Origin of the sequence: Novosphingobium sp. SG919, assembly GCF_012932495.1 — a bacterium.
Taxonomy (GTDB): Bacteria; Pseudomonadota; Alphaproteobacteria; order Sphingomonadales; family Sphingomonadaceae; genus Novosphingobium; species Novosphingobium rhizosphaerae.
Window position 1 is genome coordinate 239,150 of the sequence record NZ_JABCNG010000001.1, and the last position, 15,424, is coordinate 254,573.

At 66.3% G+C, this 15,424-nt stretch carries 14 protein-coding genes; 8 read left to right on the plus strand and 6 right to left on the minus strand.

Annotated features, from left to right (window positions below):
- The first annotated feature begins 59 nt into the window (after positions 1–59).
- Together FHT19_RS01145 and FHT19_RS01150 are read left to right on the plus strand one after the other, a co-directional pair.
- Positions 60–509: a DUF2231 domain-containing protein gene (locus FHT19_RS01145; protein ID WP_168553960.1), complete on the plus strand. Its 450-nt coding sequence runs from the start codon at positions 60–62 to the stop codon at positions 507–509.
- Entirely contained in the window at positions 506–1,825 is a 1,320-nt protein-coding gene (locus tag FHT19_RS01150) for a sorbosone dehydrogenase family protein (RefSeq protein ID WP_169473456.1), read from the plus strand. Before FHT19_RS01145 ends, FHT19_RS01150 begins: the two co-directional genes overlap by 4 nt.
- 42 nt (positions 1,826–1,867) lie before the next feature.
- Here the strand turns inward: FHT19_RS01150 and FHT19_RS01155 are convergent, their stop codons facing one another.
- Positions 1,868–3,829: an isoaspartyl peptidase/L-asparaginase gene (locus FHT19_RS01155; RefSeq protein WP_211184801.1), complete on the minus strand. Its 1,962-nt coding sequence runs from the start codon at positions 3,827–3,829 to the stop codon at positions 1,868–1,870.
- A 151-nt stretch (positions 3,830–3,980) separates the two neighbouring features.
- Between FHT19_RS01155 and FHT19_RS01160 the strand changes: the two genes are divergently transcribed.
- Positions 3,981–6,824 carry a TonB-dependent receptor gene (locus FHT19_RS01160; RefSeq protein ID WP_169473460.1) on the plus strand — a complete coding sequence of 948 codons (2,844 nt, stop codon included), beginning with the start codon at positions 3,981–3,983 and terminating at the stop codon, positions 6,822–6,824.
- Positions 6,825–6,877: 53 nt separating this feature from the next.
- On the opposite strand, the gene FHT19_RS01165 is transcribed toward FHT19_RS01160, so the two are convergent.
- From FHT19_RS01165 to FHT19_RS01175, 3 genes are all read right to left on the minus strand, one after another.
- Positions 6,878–7,135 (minus strand): hypothetical protein, encoded by a 258-nt coding sequence (locus FHT19_RS01165; protein WP_168553964.1) that lies wholly within the window; start codon positions 7,133–7,135, stop codon positions 6,878–6,880.
- A gap of 121 nt (positions 7,136–7,256) precedes the next feature.
- Complete coding sequence (aroC, locus tag FHT19_RS01170) at positions 7,257–8,336, minus strand: chorismate synthase (protein WP_169473462.1); 1,080 nt, start codon at positions 8,334–8,336, stop codon at positions 7,257–7,259.
- Positions 8,337–8,378: 42 nt separating this feature from the next.
- Positions 8,379–10,328: a methyl-accepting chemotaxis protein gene (locus tag FHT19_RS01175; protein ID WP_169473465.1), complete on the minus strand. Its 1,950-nt coding sequence runs from the start codon at positions 10,326–10,328 to the stop codon at positions 8,379–8,381.
- A 219-nt stretch (positions 10,329–10,547) separates the two neighbouring features.
- Between FHT19_RS01175 and FHT19_RS01180 the strand changes: the two genes are divergently transcribed.
- Positions 10,548–10,859, plus strand: a complete 312-nt coding sequence (locus FHT19_RS01180; RefSeq protein ID WP_168553967.1) for an antibiotic biosynthesis monooxygenase — start codon at positions 10,548–10,550, stop codon at positions 10,857–10,859.
- Positions 10,856–11,209 carry an arsenate reductase gene (locus FHT19_RS01185; RefSeq protein WP_169473467.1) on the plus strand — a complete coding sequence of 118 codons (354 nt, stop codon included), beginning with the start codon at positions 10,856–10,858 and terminating at the stop codon, positions 11,207–11,209. Before FHT19_RS01180 ends, FHT19_RS01185 begins: the two co-directional genes overlap by 4 nt.
- Here the strand turns inward: FHT19_RS01185 and ubiG are convergent.
- Positions 11,196–11,936: a bifunctional 2-polyprenyl-6-hydroxyphenol methylase/3-demethylubiquinol 3-O-methyltransferase UbiG gene (ubiG, locus tag FHT19_RS01190; RefSeq protein ID WP_169473469.1), complete on the minus strand. Its 741-nt coding sequence runs from the start codon at positions 11,934–11,936 to the stop codon at positions 11,196–11,198. The genes FHT19_RS01185 and ubiG overlap by 14 nt on opposite strands.
- Before the next feature lie 103 nt (positions 11,937–12,039).
- Here ubiG and FHT19_RS01195 point away from each other — a divergent pair, with 103 nt between their 5' ends.
- On the plus strand, positions 12,040–13,281 hold the full coding sequence (locus FHT19_RS01195) for an aspartate kinase (protein ID WP_179506710.1): 1,242 nt from the start codon (positions 12,040–12,042) through the stop codon (positions 13,279–13,281).
- Between the two features lie 72 nt (positions 13,282–13,353).
- On the opposite strand, the gene msrA is transcribed toward FHT19_RS01195, so the two are convergent.
- Positions 13,354–13,896 (minus strand): peptide-methionine (S)-S-oxide reductase MsrA, encoded by a 543-nt coding sequence (gene msrA / locus FHT19_RS01200; RefSeq protein WP_168553971.1) that lies wholly within the window; start codon positions 13,894–13,896, stop codon positions 13,354–13,356.
- A gap of 140 nt (positions 13,897–14,036) precedes the next feature.
- Between msrA and aguB the strand changes: the two genes are divergently transcribed.
- Together aguB and folK are read left to right on the plus strand one after the other, a co-directional pair.
- Complete coding sequence (gene aguB, locus FHT19_RS01205; protein ID WP_169473474.1) at positions 14,037–14,891, plus strand: N-carbamoylputrescine amidase; 855 nt, start codon at positions 14,037–14,039, stop codon at positions 14,889–14,891.
- Between the two features lie 7 nt (positions 14,892–14,898).
- The gene (folK, locus tag FHT19_RS01210) at positions 14,899–15,417 is read left to right on the plus strand and encodes a 2-amino-4-hydroxy-6-hydroxymethyldihydropteridine diphosphokinase (protein ID WP_169473475.1); all 519 of its coding nucleotides are present in this window, start codon (positions 14,899–14,901) and stop codon (positions 15,415–15,417) included.
- The last annotated feature ends 7 nt before the right edge of the window (positions 15,418–15,424 follow it).

Below are 15,424 nucleotides of genomic sequence, written 5' to 3' on the forward strand. Positions count from 1 at the left end.
GGCGTTTTCACAGGCAGATGGCAACCATGCGGATGCCGCCCTTCCTGTGGAGACGCCTGATGGACCCCCGTCCTTTCCGGCCGCGGCTGACGATCGGCGGCGTGCCGGTCCATGCCATGCTGGTGCCCTTTCCCATCGCCTGTTTTACCGGAGCGATGCTGTGCGACATTGTTTATAGCCTGAGCCCGCAGGTGCAGTGGGCCAATTTCGCGCAGTGGCTGCTGGTGTTCGGCATGCTGTTCGGCGTGCCGGCGGCGGTGTTCGGGCTGGTCGATTTCCTGGGCAATCGTGCGGTCACGCGGCCGGGCACGGGCTGGCTGCACCTGGGCGGCAATGCCGTGGTCCTGGTCCTGGCGCTGATCAACAATTTCATCCACGCGCGTGACGGGTGGACCGGGGTTGTCCCCACTGGGATCACCCTTTCGGTGCTGACCGTGGTTGTGATGGTTGGCACCGGCTTCCTGGGGCACCGGCTGGCCTATGTCCACCAGCGGGGGGTGCGGCCATGACTGTCCGTCACACACTGCCCCGCGCCCTTGGCGCGCTCGCTCTGGCTTTGGCCGCAACGGCTTGCTCCAAGCCTGAGTTTCCCGCGCAGGAACAGTTCGGCAATACGCCGCGACTGCCCGCGCCCAAGCAGTTCCTGTTTCCGCCCATGGGCCTGGCCACGCCGATCGGCTGGAAGGGCAACGAAGCGCCCAGCGTGCCGCAGGGCTTTGCCATCCAGGCCTTTGCCCGCGACCTGGCCAATCCCCGTTCGGTACTGGGCCTGCCCAATGGCGATGTGATCGTGGTGGAAAGCGGCGATCCCGGCCTTGCTCCCACGCTGCGGCCCAAGGACATCGTCTTTGCGCTGACCATCGGCGCGGTCCACGGCAAGACCAAGCCGGGCAACCGCGTGCTCCTGCTGCGTGACAGCAACGACGATGGCGTGGCGGACCAGCGCTATGTGCTGGCGGACAAGCTGTTTTCCCCGTTCGGCGTGGCCGTGGTGGACAACACGCTCTACGTGGCGGCCACCGATGCGATCCTCGCCTATCCGTTCACGCCGGGCCAGACCCGCGTGAGCGGCCCCGCCCGCGTGCTGGCAGAATTGCCCGGCGGCCCGATCGACCACCATTGGACCAAGAGCCTGGTCGCCAGCCCCGATGGCACCAAGCTCTACGTGGGCGTGGGATCGAACAGCAATATCGTGGAAAACGGGCTGGAAGCCGAAAAGGACCGCGCCCGCATTTTCGAGGTGGACCGCGCGACCGGCGCGATGCGCCCGTTCGCCACCGGCCTGCGCAATCCCAACGGCCTGACGTTCCGCCCCGGCACCAACGACTTGTGGGCCGTGGTCAACGAGCGCGACGAAATCGGCAACAACCTGGTGCCCGATTACATGACGCACGTGAAACCGGGCGCGTTCTATGGCTGGCCGTGGAGCTGGTATGGCCAGCATGTGGACATCCGCGTGCAGCCGCAGCGCCCCGACATGGTGGCCCGCGCCACGCCGCCCGATTATGCCCTGGGGCCGCATGTCGCGGCACTCGGCCTGGCTTTTGCCGACGGCCCGGGATTCCCGGCGCCATGGCGCGGCGGCGCGTTCGTGGGTGAACATGGCAGTTGGGACCGCACGCAGCTCAATGGCTATCAGGTGGCTTTCATCCGCTTTGCCGATGGCAAGCCGGTGGGCCGGCCCGAGCCGTTCGTCACCGGCTTCCTCACCCCCGACCAGAAAAGCACCCATGGGCGCCCGGTGGGCCTGGGCTTTGATGCCAAGGGCGCGCTGCTGGTGGCCGATGACGTGGGCAACGCGGTGTGGCGCATCCGGCCGCGCTGACGGGGTGTGCGCCTCCCCCGCGTGGGGGAGGCGCGCGCCATTTTACGGATGCTTGGGTGTCTCGTCGGCGTAGATTGCCACTTCGGGCGCCTGCGTGCTGCTGATCGAGCCGCGGAACATGCCGGCGGTGTTGAGGGCAAAGCCCACGTGGCCGTCGCGGTCCATCGCGATCAGGCCGCCGTCGCCGCCGATCTCGGCAATCTCGTCGATCGTGTCCTGCGCGGCTTCGCCCACCTTTTCACCGCGCCAGGCAATGCGGTCACACACCTGGCGGCCGGCGGACTGGCGGATGAAGTATTCGCCAGTGCCGGTGGCGGAAACGGCGCAAGTGCCGTCGCTGGCATACGTGCCCGCGCCGATCAGCGGGGTATCGCCGATGCGGCCCCAGCGCTTGCCGGTAAGCCCGCCGGTGGAGGTGGCGGCGGCCAGGTGCCCGTGCACGTCGCGCGCGACGGCGCCCACCGTGCCATAGCGATGTTCGGGCCGGGGCGTGGCATAGAGCACGCGGGGCGAGAGCGCGCTGATCTTTTCCTTCTTCCACTCGAGATATTCATCCCAGCGCTTCTGCGTGAAGAAGTACTTGGGATCGACCTGCTCGATGCCCTGTTCGCGGGCGAACTGGTCTGCGCCGGCCCCGGCCAGAAGCACGTGGCGCGAATGCTCCATCACCGCGCGCGCGGCCATGATCGGGTTCCTGGTGGTGGTTAGTTGCGCCACGGCGCCGGCTTCGCCGGTGCTGCCGTCCATGATCGCGGCATCAAGCTGGTTCTTGCCCTCGGCATCGAACACCGCGCCGCGCCCGGCGTTGAACTGCGGATCGTCTTCCAGCACTCGCACCGCGGCTTCCACCGCGTCGAGGCTCGATCCACCGGCCTTGAGCACCGCCGATCCCGCGGCCAACGCGGCTTGCAACCCGGCGCGATAGGCGGCGTCTTGCGCCGGGGTGGTTTCCCCGCGCGGCGCGGCACCGGCACCGCCATGGATGGCGAGCGACCAGCCGGCATCGGCGGGATAAGGCACGTTGGCCAGCTTGCCGGCCTTGACGCTGGCAGTGCCGGCAAAGGCCGGGGAGGAAACCTTGAACGTGTTGAGGTCCAGGGTGCTTGCCGGGCCAATCCCGGTCACCTGCACCGCGGGCCAGTCAAGCGGCTGGCCGGGCTTGGCGGCGGGCGCATCGGTGGGTTGCACCAGCCAGGCATAGGTGCCCGCCGGGCCTTTGAGCCGCGCGATCCCCGCGCCATCGACGATCAGCGAAGCGCCTTCGTCCACGCCCAGGCCCACGGCGGCCTTGTCCGCCGTTGTCGCGCGCGTCTTGGCAACGAAGGCGATCAGCCGGCCCAGCCGATCGCGGCGGGTGAAATGGGTGTCGGTCACCACGTGGGCCATGCGCGGCAGGTGGAGGAAATCTTCCACCATGGTCACACCCGGCCCCAGCGGATCGCGCAGCGATGGCCCTGACGTGGCACTGCCGCCATCCATTGCGCCATAGACATGGCCGCCCAGCATGGCGAGGCCGGCGCTGGTGCCACCGATCGGCCGGCCATTGGCGACCAGCTTGTCGAGCGCGGTGGCCAGCGGCGTGCCCTGCCAATAGCGCACGTAGCGCGCCTGGTCGCCCCCGGCGATATAGACGCCATCGGCCTTCGCAACGGCGGCAAGCACGGCCGGATCGCTGGCGGCCTTGCGATCATCGAACACGAAGGTTTCCACCGAGGTGACGCCGCCGATGCTGTGCATGAACTCTTCGCCGGCGTCCCCGGCGCCAGAGGCCCGCAGCACCACGATGTGCCCGTGCCCGGCCTGGGCCACGAACCAGCGGAAGGCATCTGTATCCCATTCGCCACCGCCAGCCAGCAGCAGGCCGGGCGAAACCTTGGCGGGGGTGGGGGCGGCAAGATCGCCGATGACATAGCGGGTATAGCCCGCTTCCGAAGCGTGCGCCGCGCCACTGGCCAAGGCCAGCACCCCGGCCACTGTGATCACCCCCTTGCGCCAGAACTGCATTCCCGATGCCCTCATCTTGCCATGTGCCGCTGTGGTTAGCGTGTAACAGTTGCGATTGATACTGAATAAATTGGCGATTTGACGTTGCACCTGTGTGTCACTTGCAACCATAAGCAACATATAGAGGCGCGATCACAGGGGGCTGTCAATCATGCGCAAATCAAAAGCTGGGTTGGTTCTGGGCGGCGCGTGGAGCGCCTTGGCATTGGCGGGTGCGGGCTATGCCCAGGAAGCGCCTGCGGGCACGCCGGCGATCACCCAGTTGCCACCCACTGCTCGCGCGGACGATGTGCCCGCGCCCGAAAGTGCCATCGTGGTGCTCGGCAGCCGCATTCCGCGCGTGGAGCTGGAAGGGCCGGCGCCGGTCACCGCGGTGACGTCGCAGGACATCCTGCGCAACGGCTATCAATCGGTGCCCGACCTGCTGCGCGCCTTGACGCAGAACGGCGGCGAAACGCAAAGCCAGCAATCGGGCAACGGCGCGGCCTTCACCCCCGGCGCCCAGCAGGTGGACTTGCGCGGCCTTGGCCCCAACCACACGCTGGTGCTGGTCAACGGCCGGCGGATTGCCGACTTTCCCCTGCCGTTCAACGGGCAGAGCAATTTCACCGACATTTCCAACATCCCGGTCGGCCTGATCGAGCGGGTGGAAGTGCTCAGCGGCAGCGCTTCGGCCATCTATGGCTCAGACGCGATTTCCGGCGTGGTCAATTTCCAGCTCAAGAAAAGCGTCGATGGTACGCGGATCGACTATCGCTATGGCGATACGCAGCATGGCGGCGGCGCCTCGCATCGGCTGACGCTGACCACCGGGTGGGAAGCGGGCGCGTTCCACGGCGTGATCGGGGTGGAAGGGCTCTATCAAAAGCCATTGTGGCAATACCAGCGCGCGCGGCAGGATTCCGTGCTCGACGATCCCACCGGCGGCCTGGCGCGGCGCACGTTCCTGCGCACCGATGAATACACCGACTATCTCGATCCCGGCGCGGCCACTTGCGCGGGCCTGTCCAACCTCAACGGCGGCAGCACGATCTATACCAGCCGCCCGCGCTATGGCGCCGATGGCGGGCCGGGCTATTACTGCGGATCGAACAGCTCGATCGCCTATGGCACGATGATTTCCGAGAGGAAATCGGTGAACGCGTTCGGCGCGATCGGGCTCGACCTGCCCAATGGCATGGAATTGTTCACCGATTTCCAGGCCAGCTACAGCAAAGTGGCGCTGCTGCCCGATGTGCTGACCTGGTATTACGAAACCGCCGACGGCAACCAGGAGGGCACGTTCTACAACACGCAGATGCCCACCAGCCTCAATTCGACCAAGCTAGACAACTGGTATCGCCAGTTCACGCCCGAGGAAATGGGCGGGCTGCAGAACGGGATGACGCGCAACCGCTCGATCAGCTTTACCGTCACGCCGGGCCTGCGCGGCAAGTTCGGCAAGAACCAGGCCTGGTCCTATGAACTCTCGCTCAACCACTCGGAATACCGCAGCAAGGTTTCCTTCCCGCAAGTGGTGATCTCCAAGGCCAATGCCTTTTTCCTGGGCGCCCAGCAGGGCGTGGACGAAGACAGCGGCTATGCGATCTTTTCGGCCGATCCGACGCGGCTGTACACCCCGCTGACCACGGCCGAATACAATTCGATCACCGCCAACGCGATCTACAAGCCCCGTTCATACACGGACAACCTGGCTTTCAGTCTGACCAACGGCGAAGTGCTGCGCCTGCCGGCCGGGCCGGTGGGCGTGGCCCTGGTGGGCGAATATGGCGGGCAGGGCTATGACCTGCGCCCCGATCCCAAGGCGCTGGAGCACTATTACGTTGGCCTGACCGACAGCGACGGCAAGGGCAGCCGCCGCCACTGGGCGCTGGGCGGCGAACTGCGCGTGCCGGTCACCAGCTTCCTCCAGCTGTCGGGCGCGGCGCGCTATGACCATTTCCACGTGGTCGACAACAGCTTTGGCAAGGCCACCTGGAACCTGGGCGCCGAACTGCGCCCCACCAGCCGGCTCTTGCTGCGTGGCGCAATGGGCACCGGCTTCCGCGCGCCAGACCTGCACTATGTGTTTTCCGGCAATGGCGACACCCATCCCGATGGCACCGATTACCTGACCTGCCGCCGCGAAAACGCGGGCGCGAACTACAGCGATTGCGACGATTACGAAGTGGGCATCACCAGCCACCGCAGCGGCAATCGCAAGTTGAAGCCAGAAACCAGCAAGTCGATCAACGCCGGGGTGTTCTGGCAGCCGGATCGCGCGATCGACCTGTCGGTGGATTACTTCAAGGTCACCCTGTCGAACCAGGTGCTGGACCTGAGCAAGGATGAACTGCTGCGCCGCGAATCCGATTGCGTGCTGGGGGAAACCACTTCGGGCGCGGCGGTGAATGCCAATTCGCCCACATGCCTCGATGCCATCGCGCGGGTGCAGCGCTATGCCTCGGGCGCCTTTGCCGGGCAGCTCCAGGGGGTTTACGTCAACCCGATCAACGTGGCGCGCGAGCAGACTGACGGGATCGACGTGGCGCTGCACTGGCGCGCGTCAGAGATCAAGGGGCTCGGTTTCCTGACCTTCGGCCTGGGCTATACTTATGTGTTCAACCACACGTTCCGCCAGTACGAAGGCGACGCGCTGATCAACAAGCTGGCCTACGACAGCGGCTATGACATCCCGCGCGACAAGGGCACGGCCAGCCTGACGCTGGTGAGCGGCAAGCTGACCACCACGCTACAAGGCCAGCGCCTGGGCCGCCTGCCGAACTACGACGAAACCGCCTATATCGACGCGACGACCACGTTCAACCTGTCGGCCCAGTACAAGATCACCGATTATGTGCAGCTTTCCGGCACGGTGACCAACCTGTTCGACACCAGCCCGAACGTTGATCCCACTTATGGCAGCTATCCCTATTACGACATCTCGTGGTTCGATGGCGTGGGCCGCAGCTTCTATGTGCAGCTGACCTGGAAGCTGGGCGGCAAGGGGCTGTAACACCGCCAGTCCATCATGTGGCAGGGTGCGGCGCGCGCACCCTGCCATGAGCCTTAGCGGCAGATACGCACGCGTTCGTGATGGCGCCACACGATGCGGCAATTACGATGGTAATTGCGGCGTTCCCAGCGGCGATGCTCCCAGGCGCGGCGTTGCCAGCCGTGGCGGTCGCCCCGGTCCCAGCCGCGATGGTCGCGGTTGTCCCAGCGCTGCGCATGTTGCCACCTGTCCGGGTGGGCCTGCGCGGCAGCGGGGGTGAGCAGCGCGGCGGCCAGGGCCACGCCTGCGATCTTGGTCAGTTTGGCAAACATTGCTCTTCCTCCGTTAGGTCCTCAACGTTGGAAGAAATGTCTGCGCCTTTCGGAATGTTCCCTGTCTGAACGGGTTTGTGAGCCAAGGTTCATCGTCGTGGGCGTGGGCGTCTGGCCCGGTTTACCCGCACTGTCCGCGATGCAGCAGCTTCTGGTCGGCCAGGACCAGCGCCATCATCGCTTCCACCACCGGCACGCCGCGAATGCCCACGCAAGGGTCGTGGCGGCCCTTGGTGAACAGTTCGGTCGCCTCGCCCTCGCGGGTGATCGTGGGCATGGGGGTGAGGATCGAGGACGTGGGCTTGAACGCCACGCGCACGGTCACCGGCTGGCCGGTGGAAATGCCCCCGGCAATGCCGCCGGCATGGTTGGCCAGGAATTGCGGGCCGTGGTTGCCGCCATCGTCGCGCGGGCGCATCGGATCGGCATTGCCTTCGCCGGTGTTGGCCGCCGCGGCAAAGCCATCGCCGATTTCCACGCCCTTGACCGCGTTGATGCCCATCATCGCATGGGCGAGTTCGGCATCGAGCTTGGCATAGAGCGGCGCCCCCCAGCCGGCGGGCACGCCCGTGGCCACGCATTCCACCACGGCACCGAGCGAAGACCCGGCCTTGCGCGCCTTGTCGACCAGGGCTTCCCAGCGCACGGCAGCGGCCGCATCGGGACAGAAGAACGGGTTCTGGCCGATCTGTGCGGCATCGAAATTGGCCATGTCGATGGCGTCGCCGCCGATCGCACTGACCCAGGCCAGGATCGTCACTTCGGGGATCACCAGCCGCGCCACGCCGCCCGCAGCCACCCGCGCGGCGGTTTCGCGCGCGGAGGAACGCCCGCCGCCGCGATAGTCGCGAAAGCCGTACTTGGCGTCATAGGCATAGTCGGCATGGCCGGGGCGATAGGCCTTGGCCACTTCGGAATAGTCTTTCGAGCGCTGGTCGGTGTTCTCGATCATCAGGCTGATCGGGGTGCCGGTGGTGCGCCCTTCGAACACGCCCGACAGGATCTTCACCTGATCGGGTTCCTGCCGCTGCGTGGTAAAGCGCGATTGGCCCGGGCGGCGCGCATCCAGATAGGGCTGGATCATGCCTTCATCGATCGCCAGTCCCGGCGGGCAGCCATCGACCACCGCGCCCAGCGCGGGCCCATGGCTTTCCCCCCAGGTGGTGAAGCGGAACAGGTGTCCGAAGGAATTGATGCTCATGGCGCCCGGCTCTGTCCCAAGCCGCGCGAAAAGTCCACCGCTTCAGAATTCGTCCCAGTTTTCCCCGCCCACGGCCTTTGCCACGGTCTGGGGCGGCGGCGCTGGCGGCGCTGGCGGCGGGGGCAGGGCTGGCATGGCGGCCACCGGCGTTGCCGCCTCGGCACTGGAAACGCGCACCAGGCGGGGGCCTCCCACGGGGCGCGCGGTGCCCTGGATGACCACGCCGCTCAACGAATCGCGGCGGTCTTCGGGCCGCCCCTGGGCCCGGGTTTCCACGTTGCGGGTGCGGAAACTGCCGACGAGTTCGGACAGCTTGCCCGCCTCGGCGGCCAGGGCGCGGGTGGCGGCGCTGGTTTCTTCCACCATCGCCGCGTTCTGCTGGGTGGCGCGATCCATTTCGCCCACGGCATCGTTGACCTGGCCGATGATGTGGGCCTGCCCATCGACGGTGCCCGAAATGTCGGCCACCACGCGGTTGATGTCGCCCACCCGCTCCAGGATCTGGCCCAGGATCTCGCCGGTTTCGCGCACCAGCGCCACGCCATCGGCCACATGCGCGCCCGATTTGGCGATCAGTTCCTTGATGTCCTTGGCAGCATCGGCGCTGCGCTGGGCCAAGGCGCGCACTTCGGTGGCGACCACGGCAAAGCCCTTGCCCGCGTCGCCGGCGCGCGCGGCTTCCACCCCGGCGTTCAGCGCCAGCAGGTTGGTCTGGAACGCGATACCATCGATCACGCCGATGATCTGGCTGATTTCCTGCGATGATCCTTCGATCGCGGCCATCGCACCCACGGCGCGCGTCACCACTTCGCCGCCTTCGCTGGCCTGCTTGTGGGCTTGCTCCACCTGGCGGCTGACGTCGCCAGCGCGGGCGGCGGTGTCGCGCACCCCGGTGGTCACCTGCTGCACGGCGGCGGCGGTTTCTTCCAGGGTCGCGGCCTGGCGCACGTTGCGCTGGGCCAGATCCTCGGCGGCGCCGCTGATCTCGCGCACGGTCCGGGCAAGCGAGGATGCCCCCACGCGCACCGATCCCAGTGCCCCGGCCAGCGTGGCCTGGGTCTGGTTGAACGTGGCACGCAAGGGTTCGAAATCGGGCGCAAAGGGTTCGCTGATGCGGTATTCCAGGTCCCGCGCGGCCATGCGGTCCAACCCCTTGGCCAGGGCACCGACCACCTGCTCCTGCGCTGCATCGGTGGCGCGCTTGGACAGGGCGGTCTGGCGGAATACGGCGGCGGCAGCCTCGATCTGCGCCACTTCGCTCCCCATGGGATCGCCGGCGATGTCTTGCGAATAATCGCCGCCGGCCATGGCGCGCAGCATGGTGGTCACCCCGGAAAGCGGCTGCACCACATCGTGGCGCACGTGGCGGACAACCCACACCACGGTGGCGCCCAGCAGCACCACCAGCAGCCCGGTCAGCGCCAGGCCCACTTCCATCAGCCATTGCGATGCCTCGCCATCGGCGGCGATATCAACCTGCATCTGCGCACCCAGCTTGTCCTGCACCGCCTGGAACGCGTCGAACGCGTCGGTAAAGGTCTGCTGCGCGGTGCGCAGGTCGGTGTTGGCGCTGTCGATCTGCTCGACCAGCGCGCGCGCCGCGGCGGCATAGGCCTTTTGCCGGGTCTCGGTTTCGGTGAACAGCGCCTGTTCGTCCCGGCCATGCGCGGCCGCGAATACTTGCGCATAGGACTTTTCCAGCGCGGCGATATCGTTGGCGAAATTGGCCAGTTCGACCTTGTGCGCGGCAGGGTCGTTGCGGGCGACCGCGTCCTTGATGCGGAACACGTCGCTCTCGCTCGCATCGTGCTTCATGTCGCCATACATCTGCATGCGCAGCACCCAGGCCGAGGTGGCCAGGTGTCGGGCATGGGCCTGCATCAGCACTTGCAGCGTGGTGGAAGCGATGATCTGCACCAGGCAGATCCCCACCAGTGCCGTCACGCATATCATCACACTTTGCCGGATCGAGGCTGGCTTGGCAAAAGACATGCAGATTTCTCCCGAGACACAGGACACGCGAGGACAAGACACGGAGCGCGACACGGGTTTTGGTATTTGGCTTGTTGGCAGCGTGAACTAGCCGGAGTTGGCGAATTTCAGGCAAATGCCCGATCAGGATTTCATGCTATCATGCCAAGGTGATGTATCCGATCCGGCGGTATCGTTACGGCTGGATATGGCGGCCCAATCTGGCTATGCGCGCAACCCATGTACCTGGTCGTCTTTCGCAACCGCAAGCAGGCGGGCATCGATGCTGCCGCCTATTCCGCCGATGCCCAGGCGATGGAGGACCTGGCCCGCGTCCAGCCCGGCTTCCGCAGCTTCAAGTCCTACGTGGCCGATGATGGCGAAGTGATCGCCCTGTCGGAATGGGACAGCGAGGATGCCGCCCTGGCCTGGCGCAAGCAGGCTGATCACGCCCGGGTCCAGAGCCGCGGCCGCGCCGATTACTATCAAAGCTATACCCTGTTTGCCGGCACCCCCAGCCGCATCCACCATTTCGAGCGGAGCGAAGCATGAGCCTGACCCTCTACGGCATTCCCAATTGCGACACCGTGAAAAAGGCGCGCACCTGGCTTGACGGGCAGGGGCTGGCCTACGCGTTTCACGACTACAAGAAGCAGGGCGCCGATGCGGCCCAGGTTGCCGGCTGGGTGGACCAGGCCGGGCTCGACAAAGTGCTGAATAAGGCCGGGACCACGTTCCGCAAGCTGCCCGATGCCGACAAGACGGACCTGACCACCGACAAGGCCGTGGCCCTGATGGTGGCGCAGCCTTCGCTGATCAAGCGGCCGATCGTGGAGCATGAAGGCGGCCTGCTCGTGGGGTTCAAGCAGGCCGAATGGGAAGCCGCGCTCAGCCGCGCGTGACCGTCACGATATAGTTCAGCGCCAGGTCGTCAGACAGGTGCAGGCCCTTGGCCGGGCCCCAGGCTATGCCTTGCGGGTTGCCCATCTTGAGGCCGGCCGCGTCCAGCAGGTCGTGCAGTTCGATCGGGGTGATGAAATCGTCCCAATGGTGGGTGCCGCGGGGCACCATGCCGAGCCTCTCGGCCGCTTCCACCATCAGCAGGCGTGAGCCCGGCGTGCGGTTGGGGGTGGATAGCACCATCAGCCCGCCCTGGCCCAGCGTCGCCTCCAGCGCGGCAACGAAAGCCGCCTTGTCGGCCACGTGCTCGATCACTTCCATCGACGTGACGAGGTCGAAGCCGGTGAGGCCAAGCTCTGACAGTTCGCCGTGGCGATAGTCGATCGCCAGGCCCGCGCCATCGGCATGCGCGCGCGCCGCCGCGATGTTTTCCGCCGCCGCATCCACCGCCGTCACGGCTGCCCCCATGCGGCACAACGGCTCTGCCAGCAGCCCCGCGCCACAGCCCACGTCCAGCGCGCGCTTGCCGATGAGCGGCCGCAGCCCGCGCGGATCGGCGCCGAAATGGGCATCGATCGCGGCGCGGATGAAAGCGAGGCGCACCGGATTGAGCCGGTGGAGCATGGCCGATTGGCCCTTCGGGTCCCACCAGTCGGCCGCCAACTTGCCGAAATGGGCGGCTTCCTCGGGCCGGATGGTGTGCGCGTTCAAGGATGTTGCATTGCTCATGCCACCTCCCTAAAGCGCCGCTTTCGCATGGTCCATGGGCCATGCGTGCAAGATTCTTTCTTTTGGCAGGTGGACAGGAGCACAAGCGTTGGCCCGGATCGTGATGAAATTCGGCGGCACCTCGATGGCCGGAACCGAGCGAATCCGCCGCGTCGCGCGGATCGTGCAGCGCCAGCAGGCCGCTGGCCATGAAGTGGCGGTGGTGGTTTCGGCCATGGCCGGGGAAACCGACCGCCTCGTGAACTTCTGCCGCGAAGCCAGCGCGCTCTATGATCCGGCGGAATACGATGTGGTGGTGGCCAGCGGCGAGCAGGTGACGTCGGGCCTCCTGGCCATGCATCTCCAGGCGCTGGGCTGCAAGGCGCGCTCTTGGCTGGGCTGGCAATTGCCGGTGCGCACCGACGACGCGTTTTCCAAGGCGCGCATCGAAGGCATCGATTCGCCCGAACTGCTGGCCAGCATGGCGGCCGGCGAAATCGCCGTGATCCCGGGCTTCCAGGGCCTCACCGCCGAAAACCGCATCACCACGCTGGGGCGTGGCGGATCGGATACCTCGGCCGTGGCCGTGGCCGCCGCGATCGGCGCCGACCGGTGCGACATCTATACCGACGTGGACGGCGTCTATACCACCGATCCGCGCATCGTGGCCAAGGCGCGCAAGCTCAAGGCCGTGACTTACGAAGAAATGCTGGAACTGGCCTCGGTCGGTTCCAAAGTCCTGCAAACCCGCTCGGTCTCGCTTGCGATGAAGGAGAACGTGCGGGTGCAGGTGTTGTCATCCTTCATCGACGACGATGCCCCGGCGGCGGACACGATCCCCGGCACGATGATCGTTGCGGACGAGGAACTGGAAGGGTACGAAATGGAACGCCAGCTGATCACCGGCATCGCTGCCGACAAGAACGAGGCCAAGGTCACTCTCACGCGGATCGCGGATCGCCCCGGCGCGGTTGCCTCGATCTTTGCGCCGCTGGCCGAAGCCAATATCAACGTGGACATGATCATCCAGAACATCGCCAAGGACAAGGGCGAGACGGATGTGACCTTCACCTGCCCCCAGTCCGACCTGGCGCGCACGCAGGCCCTGCTCGAAGAGCGCAAGGACCAGATCGGCTGGTATCGCCTGATCGCCGACAGCAAGGTGGCCAAGGTTTCGGTGGTGGGCGTGGGCATGCGCAGCCACGCTGGCGTTGCCAGCACGATGTTCAAGGCGCTGGCCGATCGCGGCATCAACATCCAGGCGATCTCCACCAGCGAAATCAAGGTTTCGGTGCTGATCGATGCCGATGAAGTGGAACTTGCCGTGCGCGTGCTCCACACCGCCTACGGCCTCGACGCCCAGTAAAAACGGCAAAAAATAACCCCCTCCTCTCCAGAGGAGGGGGTTGGTGTCAGGCAAGGCGCGCCGGGGGCCGCCCTACGCCTTCACTTTGGCCGCAAAGCTCTTGCGCAGCTTCATCAGCTTGGGCGGGATCACTGCCAGGCAATAGGGATTGCGCTGGCCTTCGCCTTCCCAATATTCCTGATGGTAATCCTCGGCCGGATACCAGGTCGCCACGGGTTCGATGCTCGTCACGATCGGGGCATCGCGTTCGGCCTGCGCGCGCGCGATCGCCGCCTTGGCTTCCGCGTCCTGCGCTTCATCCAGCGGGAACAGCGCAGAGCGATATTGCGTGCCCACGTCGTTGCCCTGGCGGTTGAGCTGCGTCGGATCGTGCGTGGCGAAAAAGATGTCGAGCAGCTGGCCATAGTCGATCACGGCAGGATCGAACGTCACCCGGATCGCCTCGGCATGGCCGGTCGCGCCGCTGCATACTTGCTTGTACGTGGGGTTCTCGGTGGTGCCGCCGATATAGCCGCTTTCCACGTTCGACACGCCGATGACGTCGCGGAACACCGCTTCGGTGCACCAGAAGCAGCCACCGGCAAGGATGGCCTGATTGGCGGAAGTTGGCGCCATGGTTGGGGGATCCCTTTCTCAAAGATTTGCCCCCCAGATAGGAACGGGCAGGGCGCCTGTCATCCTCCCCAGGGGGAATCGCCTGCTGTCGGTGACCGCTGTCGTTGAATTGACACGCCCGACGGCATAGATGCTGCGCCATGACCCAGCTTTCCGTGGCCGCGCTCCAGCTTGCGCTCAATTCGTCCGATGCGGCAGACAACATCGCCGCCGTCTCCGCCCTCGTGGAGCAAGCCGCCGCGCAAGGCGCGCAAGTGGTGCTGCCGCCCGAACTCTTTGCCGGCCCCTATTTCTGCGTGACCGAAGACGAAGCGCGCTTTGCTCTGGCCCACACGCTGGACAGCGATCCTTCGGTCAAGGCCATGCAGGAGCTGGCCAAGGGACTGGGCATCGCCATCCCGACCAGCTTTTTCGAGCGCGAAGGCCCGCATTACTACAACACCCTGGCGATGATCGACGCGCAGGGAGAGATCTTGGGCACCTATCGCAAGAGCCACATTCCCGATGGCCCGGGGTACGAGGAAAAGTATTATTTCCGCCCCGGCAACACCGGGTTCAAGGTGTGGGACGTGTTCGGCACGCGCATCGGCGTGGGCGTGTGCTGGGACCAATGGTATCCTGAATGCGCGCGCGCCATGGCGCTGATGGGCGCACAAGTGCTGTTCTATCCCACCGCCATCGGCAGCGAACCCTATGACGCGGATCTCGATACCAGCCGGGTGTGGCGCCGCGCCATGCTGGGTCACGCCGCGTCCAACTGCATGCCGGTGGTCGCCGCCAACCGCATCGGGGTCGAGGAAAACGACCAGGCATTCTACGGGCACAGCTTCATCGCCAACGAATGGGGCGATTTCCTCGCCGAATATGGCGCGCAGGAAACCGGCGTGCTGGTCGCCACGCTCGATCTCGATGCCGCCGCGCGGCACCGCGCCGGGATGGGCTTCTTCCGCGATCGCCGCCCGCAGCTCTACACCCGCCTGGCGCAGGACATCTGAACCGGCCATGCCCGCCGCCACCGCTGCGCCGCACCAATACCTGATCGCGCTGGGCTCCAACGTGCGCCACGCGCGCCACGGGGCCCCGGCGCAGGTGCTACGCGCGGCGGCGCGCGCGCTCGACGATGCCGGCCTCGTGCTCCAGGCGCTCTCCCCGATCATCGCCAGCGCCCCGGTGGGTCCCTCGCGCCGCCGCTATGCCAATGCCTGCGCGGTGATCACCACGCCGCTGGAACCGGCGCAGGTGCTGGCCCGGCTCCAGGCGCTCGAACACAGCTTCGGCCGCGTGCGACGCGGCGCCCCCTGGCGCGCCCGCACGCTCGATCTCGATATCGTGCTGTGGTCAGGCGGCGCATTGGCCGATATCCATGCCAACCTGGTGATTCCCCACCCGGCCTGCCGCCAGCGGCCCTTCGTGATGGGCCCGGCCGTGCACGTCGCCGCCGATTGGCGCGATCCACTCACAGGTTTGGCGACAAAACACCTGGCTTCCCGCTTGACCCGCCGCCGCCCCGCCCCTAGGTGAGCGCACC

Excerpts from the sequence above, each read along its gene's own strand:
- FHT19_RS01145 (WP_168553960.1), top strand. The coding sequence starts at position 60 with ATGGACCCCCGTCCTTTCCGGCCGCGGCTGACGATCGGCGGCGTGCCG.
- FHT19_RS01150 (WP_169473456.1), top strand. The coding sequence starts at position 506 with ATGACTGTCCGTCACACACTGCCCCGCGCCCTTGGCGCGCTCGCTCTG.
- FHT19_RS01155 (WP_211184801.1), bottom strand. The coding sequence starts at position 3,829 with ATGCAGTTCTGGCGCAAGGGGGTGATCACAGTGGCCGGGGTGCTGGCC.
- FHT19_RS01160 (WP_169473460.1), top strand. The coding sequence starts at position 3,981 with ATGCGCAAATCAAAAGCTGGGTTGGTTCTGGGCGGCGCGTGGAGCGCC.
- FHT19_RS01165 (WP_168553964.1), bottom strand. The coding sequence starts at position 7,135 with ATGTTTGCCAAACTGACCAAGATCGCAGGCGTGGCCCTGGCCGCCGCG.
- aroC (WP_169473462.1), bottom strand. The coding sequence starts at position 8,336 with ATGAGCATCAATTCCTTCGGACACCTGTTCCGCTTCACCACCTGGGGG.
- FHT19_RS01175 (WP_169473465.1), bottom strand. The coding sequence starts at position 10,328 with ATGTCTTTTGCCAAGCCAGCCTCGATCCGGCAAAGTGTGATGATATGC.
- FHT19_RS01180 (WP_168553967.1), top strand. The coding sequence starts at position 10,548 with ATGTACCTGGTCGTCTTTCGCAACCGCAAGCAGGCGGGCATCGATGCT.
- FHT19_RS01185 (WP_169473467.1), top strand. The coding sequence starts at position 10,856 with ATGAGCCTGACCCTCTACGGCATTCCCAATTGCGACACCGTGAAAAAG.
- ubiG (WP_169473469.1), bottom strand. The coding sequence starts at position 11,936 with ATGAGCAATGCAACATCCTTGAACGCGCACACCATCCGGCCCGAGGAA.
- FHT19_RS01195 (WP_179506710.1), top strand. The coding sequence starts at position 12,040 with ATGAAATTCGGCGGCACCTCGATGGCCGGAACCGAGCGAATCCGCCGC.
- msrA (WP_168553971.1), bottom strand. The coding sequence starts at position 13,896 with ATGGCGCCAACTTCCGCCAATCAGGCCATCCTTGCCGGTGGCTGCTTC.
- aguB (WP_169473474.1), top strand. The coding sequence starts at position 14,037 with ATGACCCAGCTTTCCGTGGCCGCGCTCCAGCTTGCGCTCAATTCGTCC.
- folK (WP_169473475.1), top strand. The coding sequence starts at position 14,899 with ATGCCCGCCGCCACCGCTGCGCCGCACCAATACCTGATCGCGCTGGGC.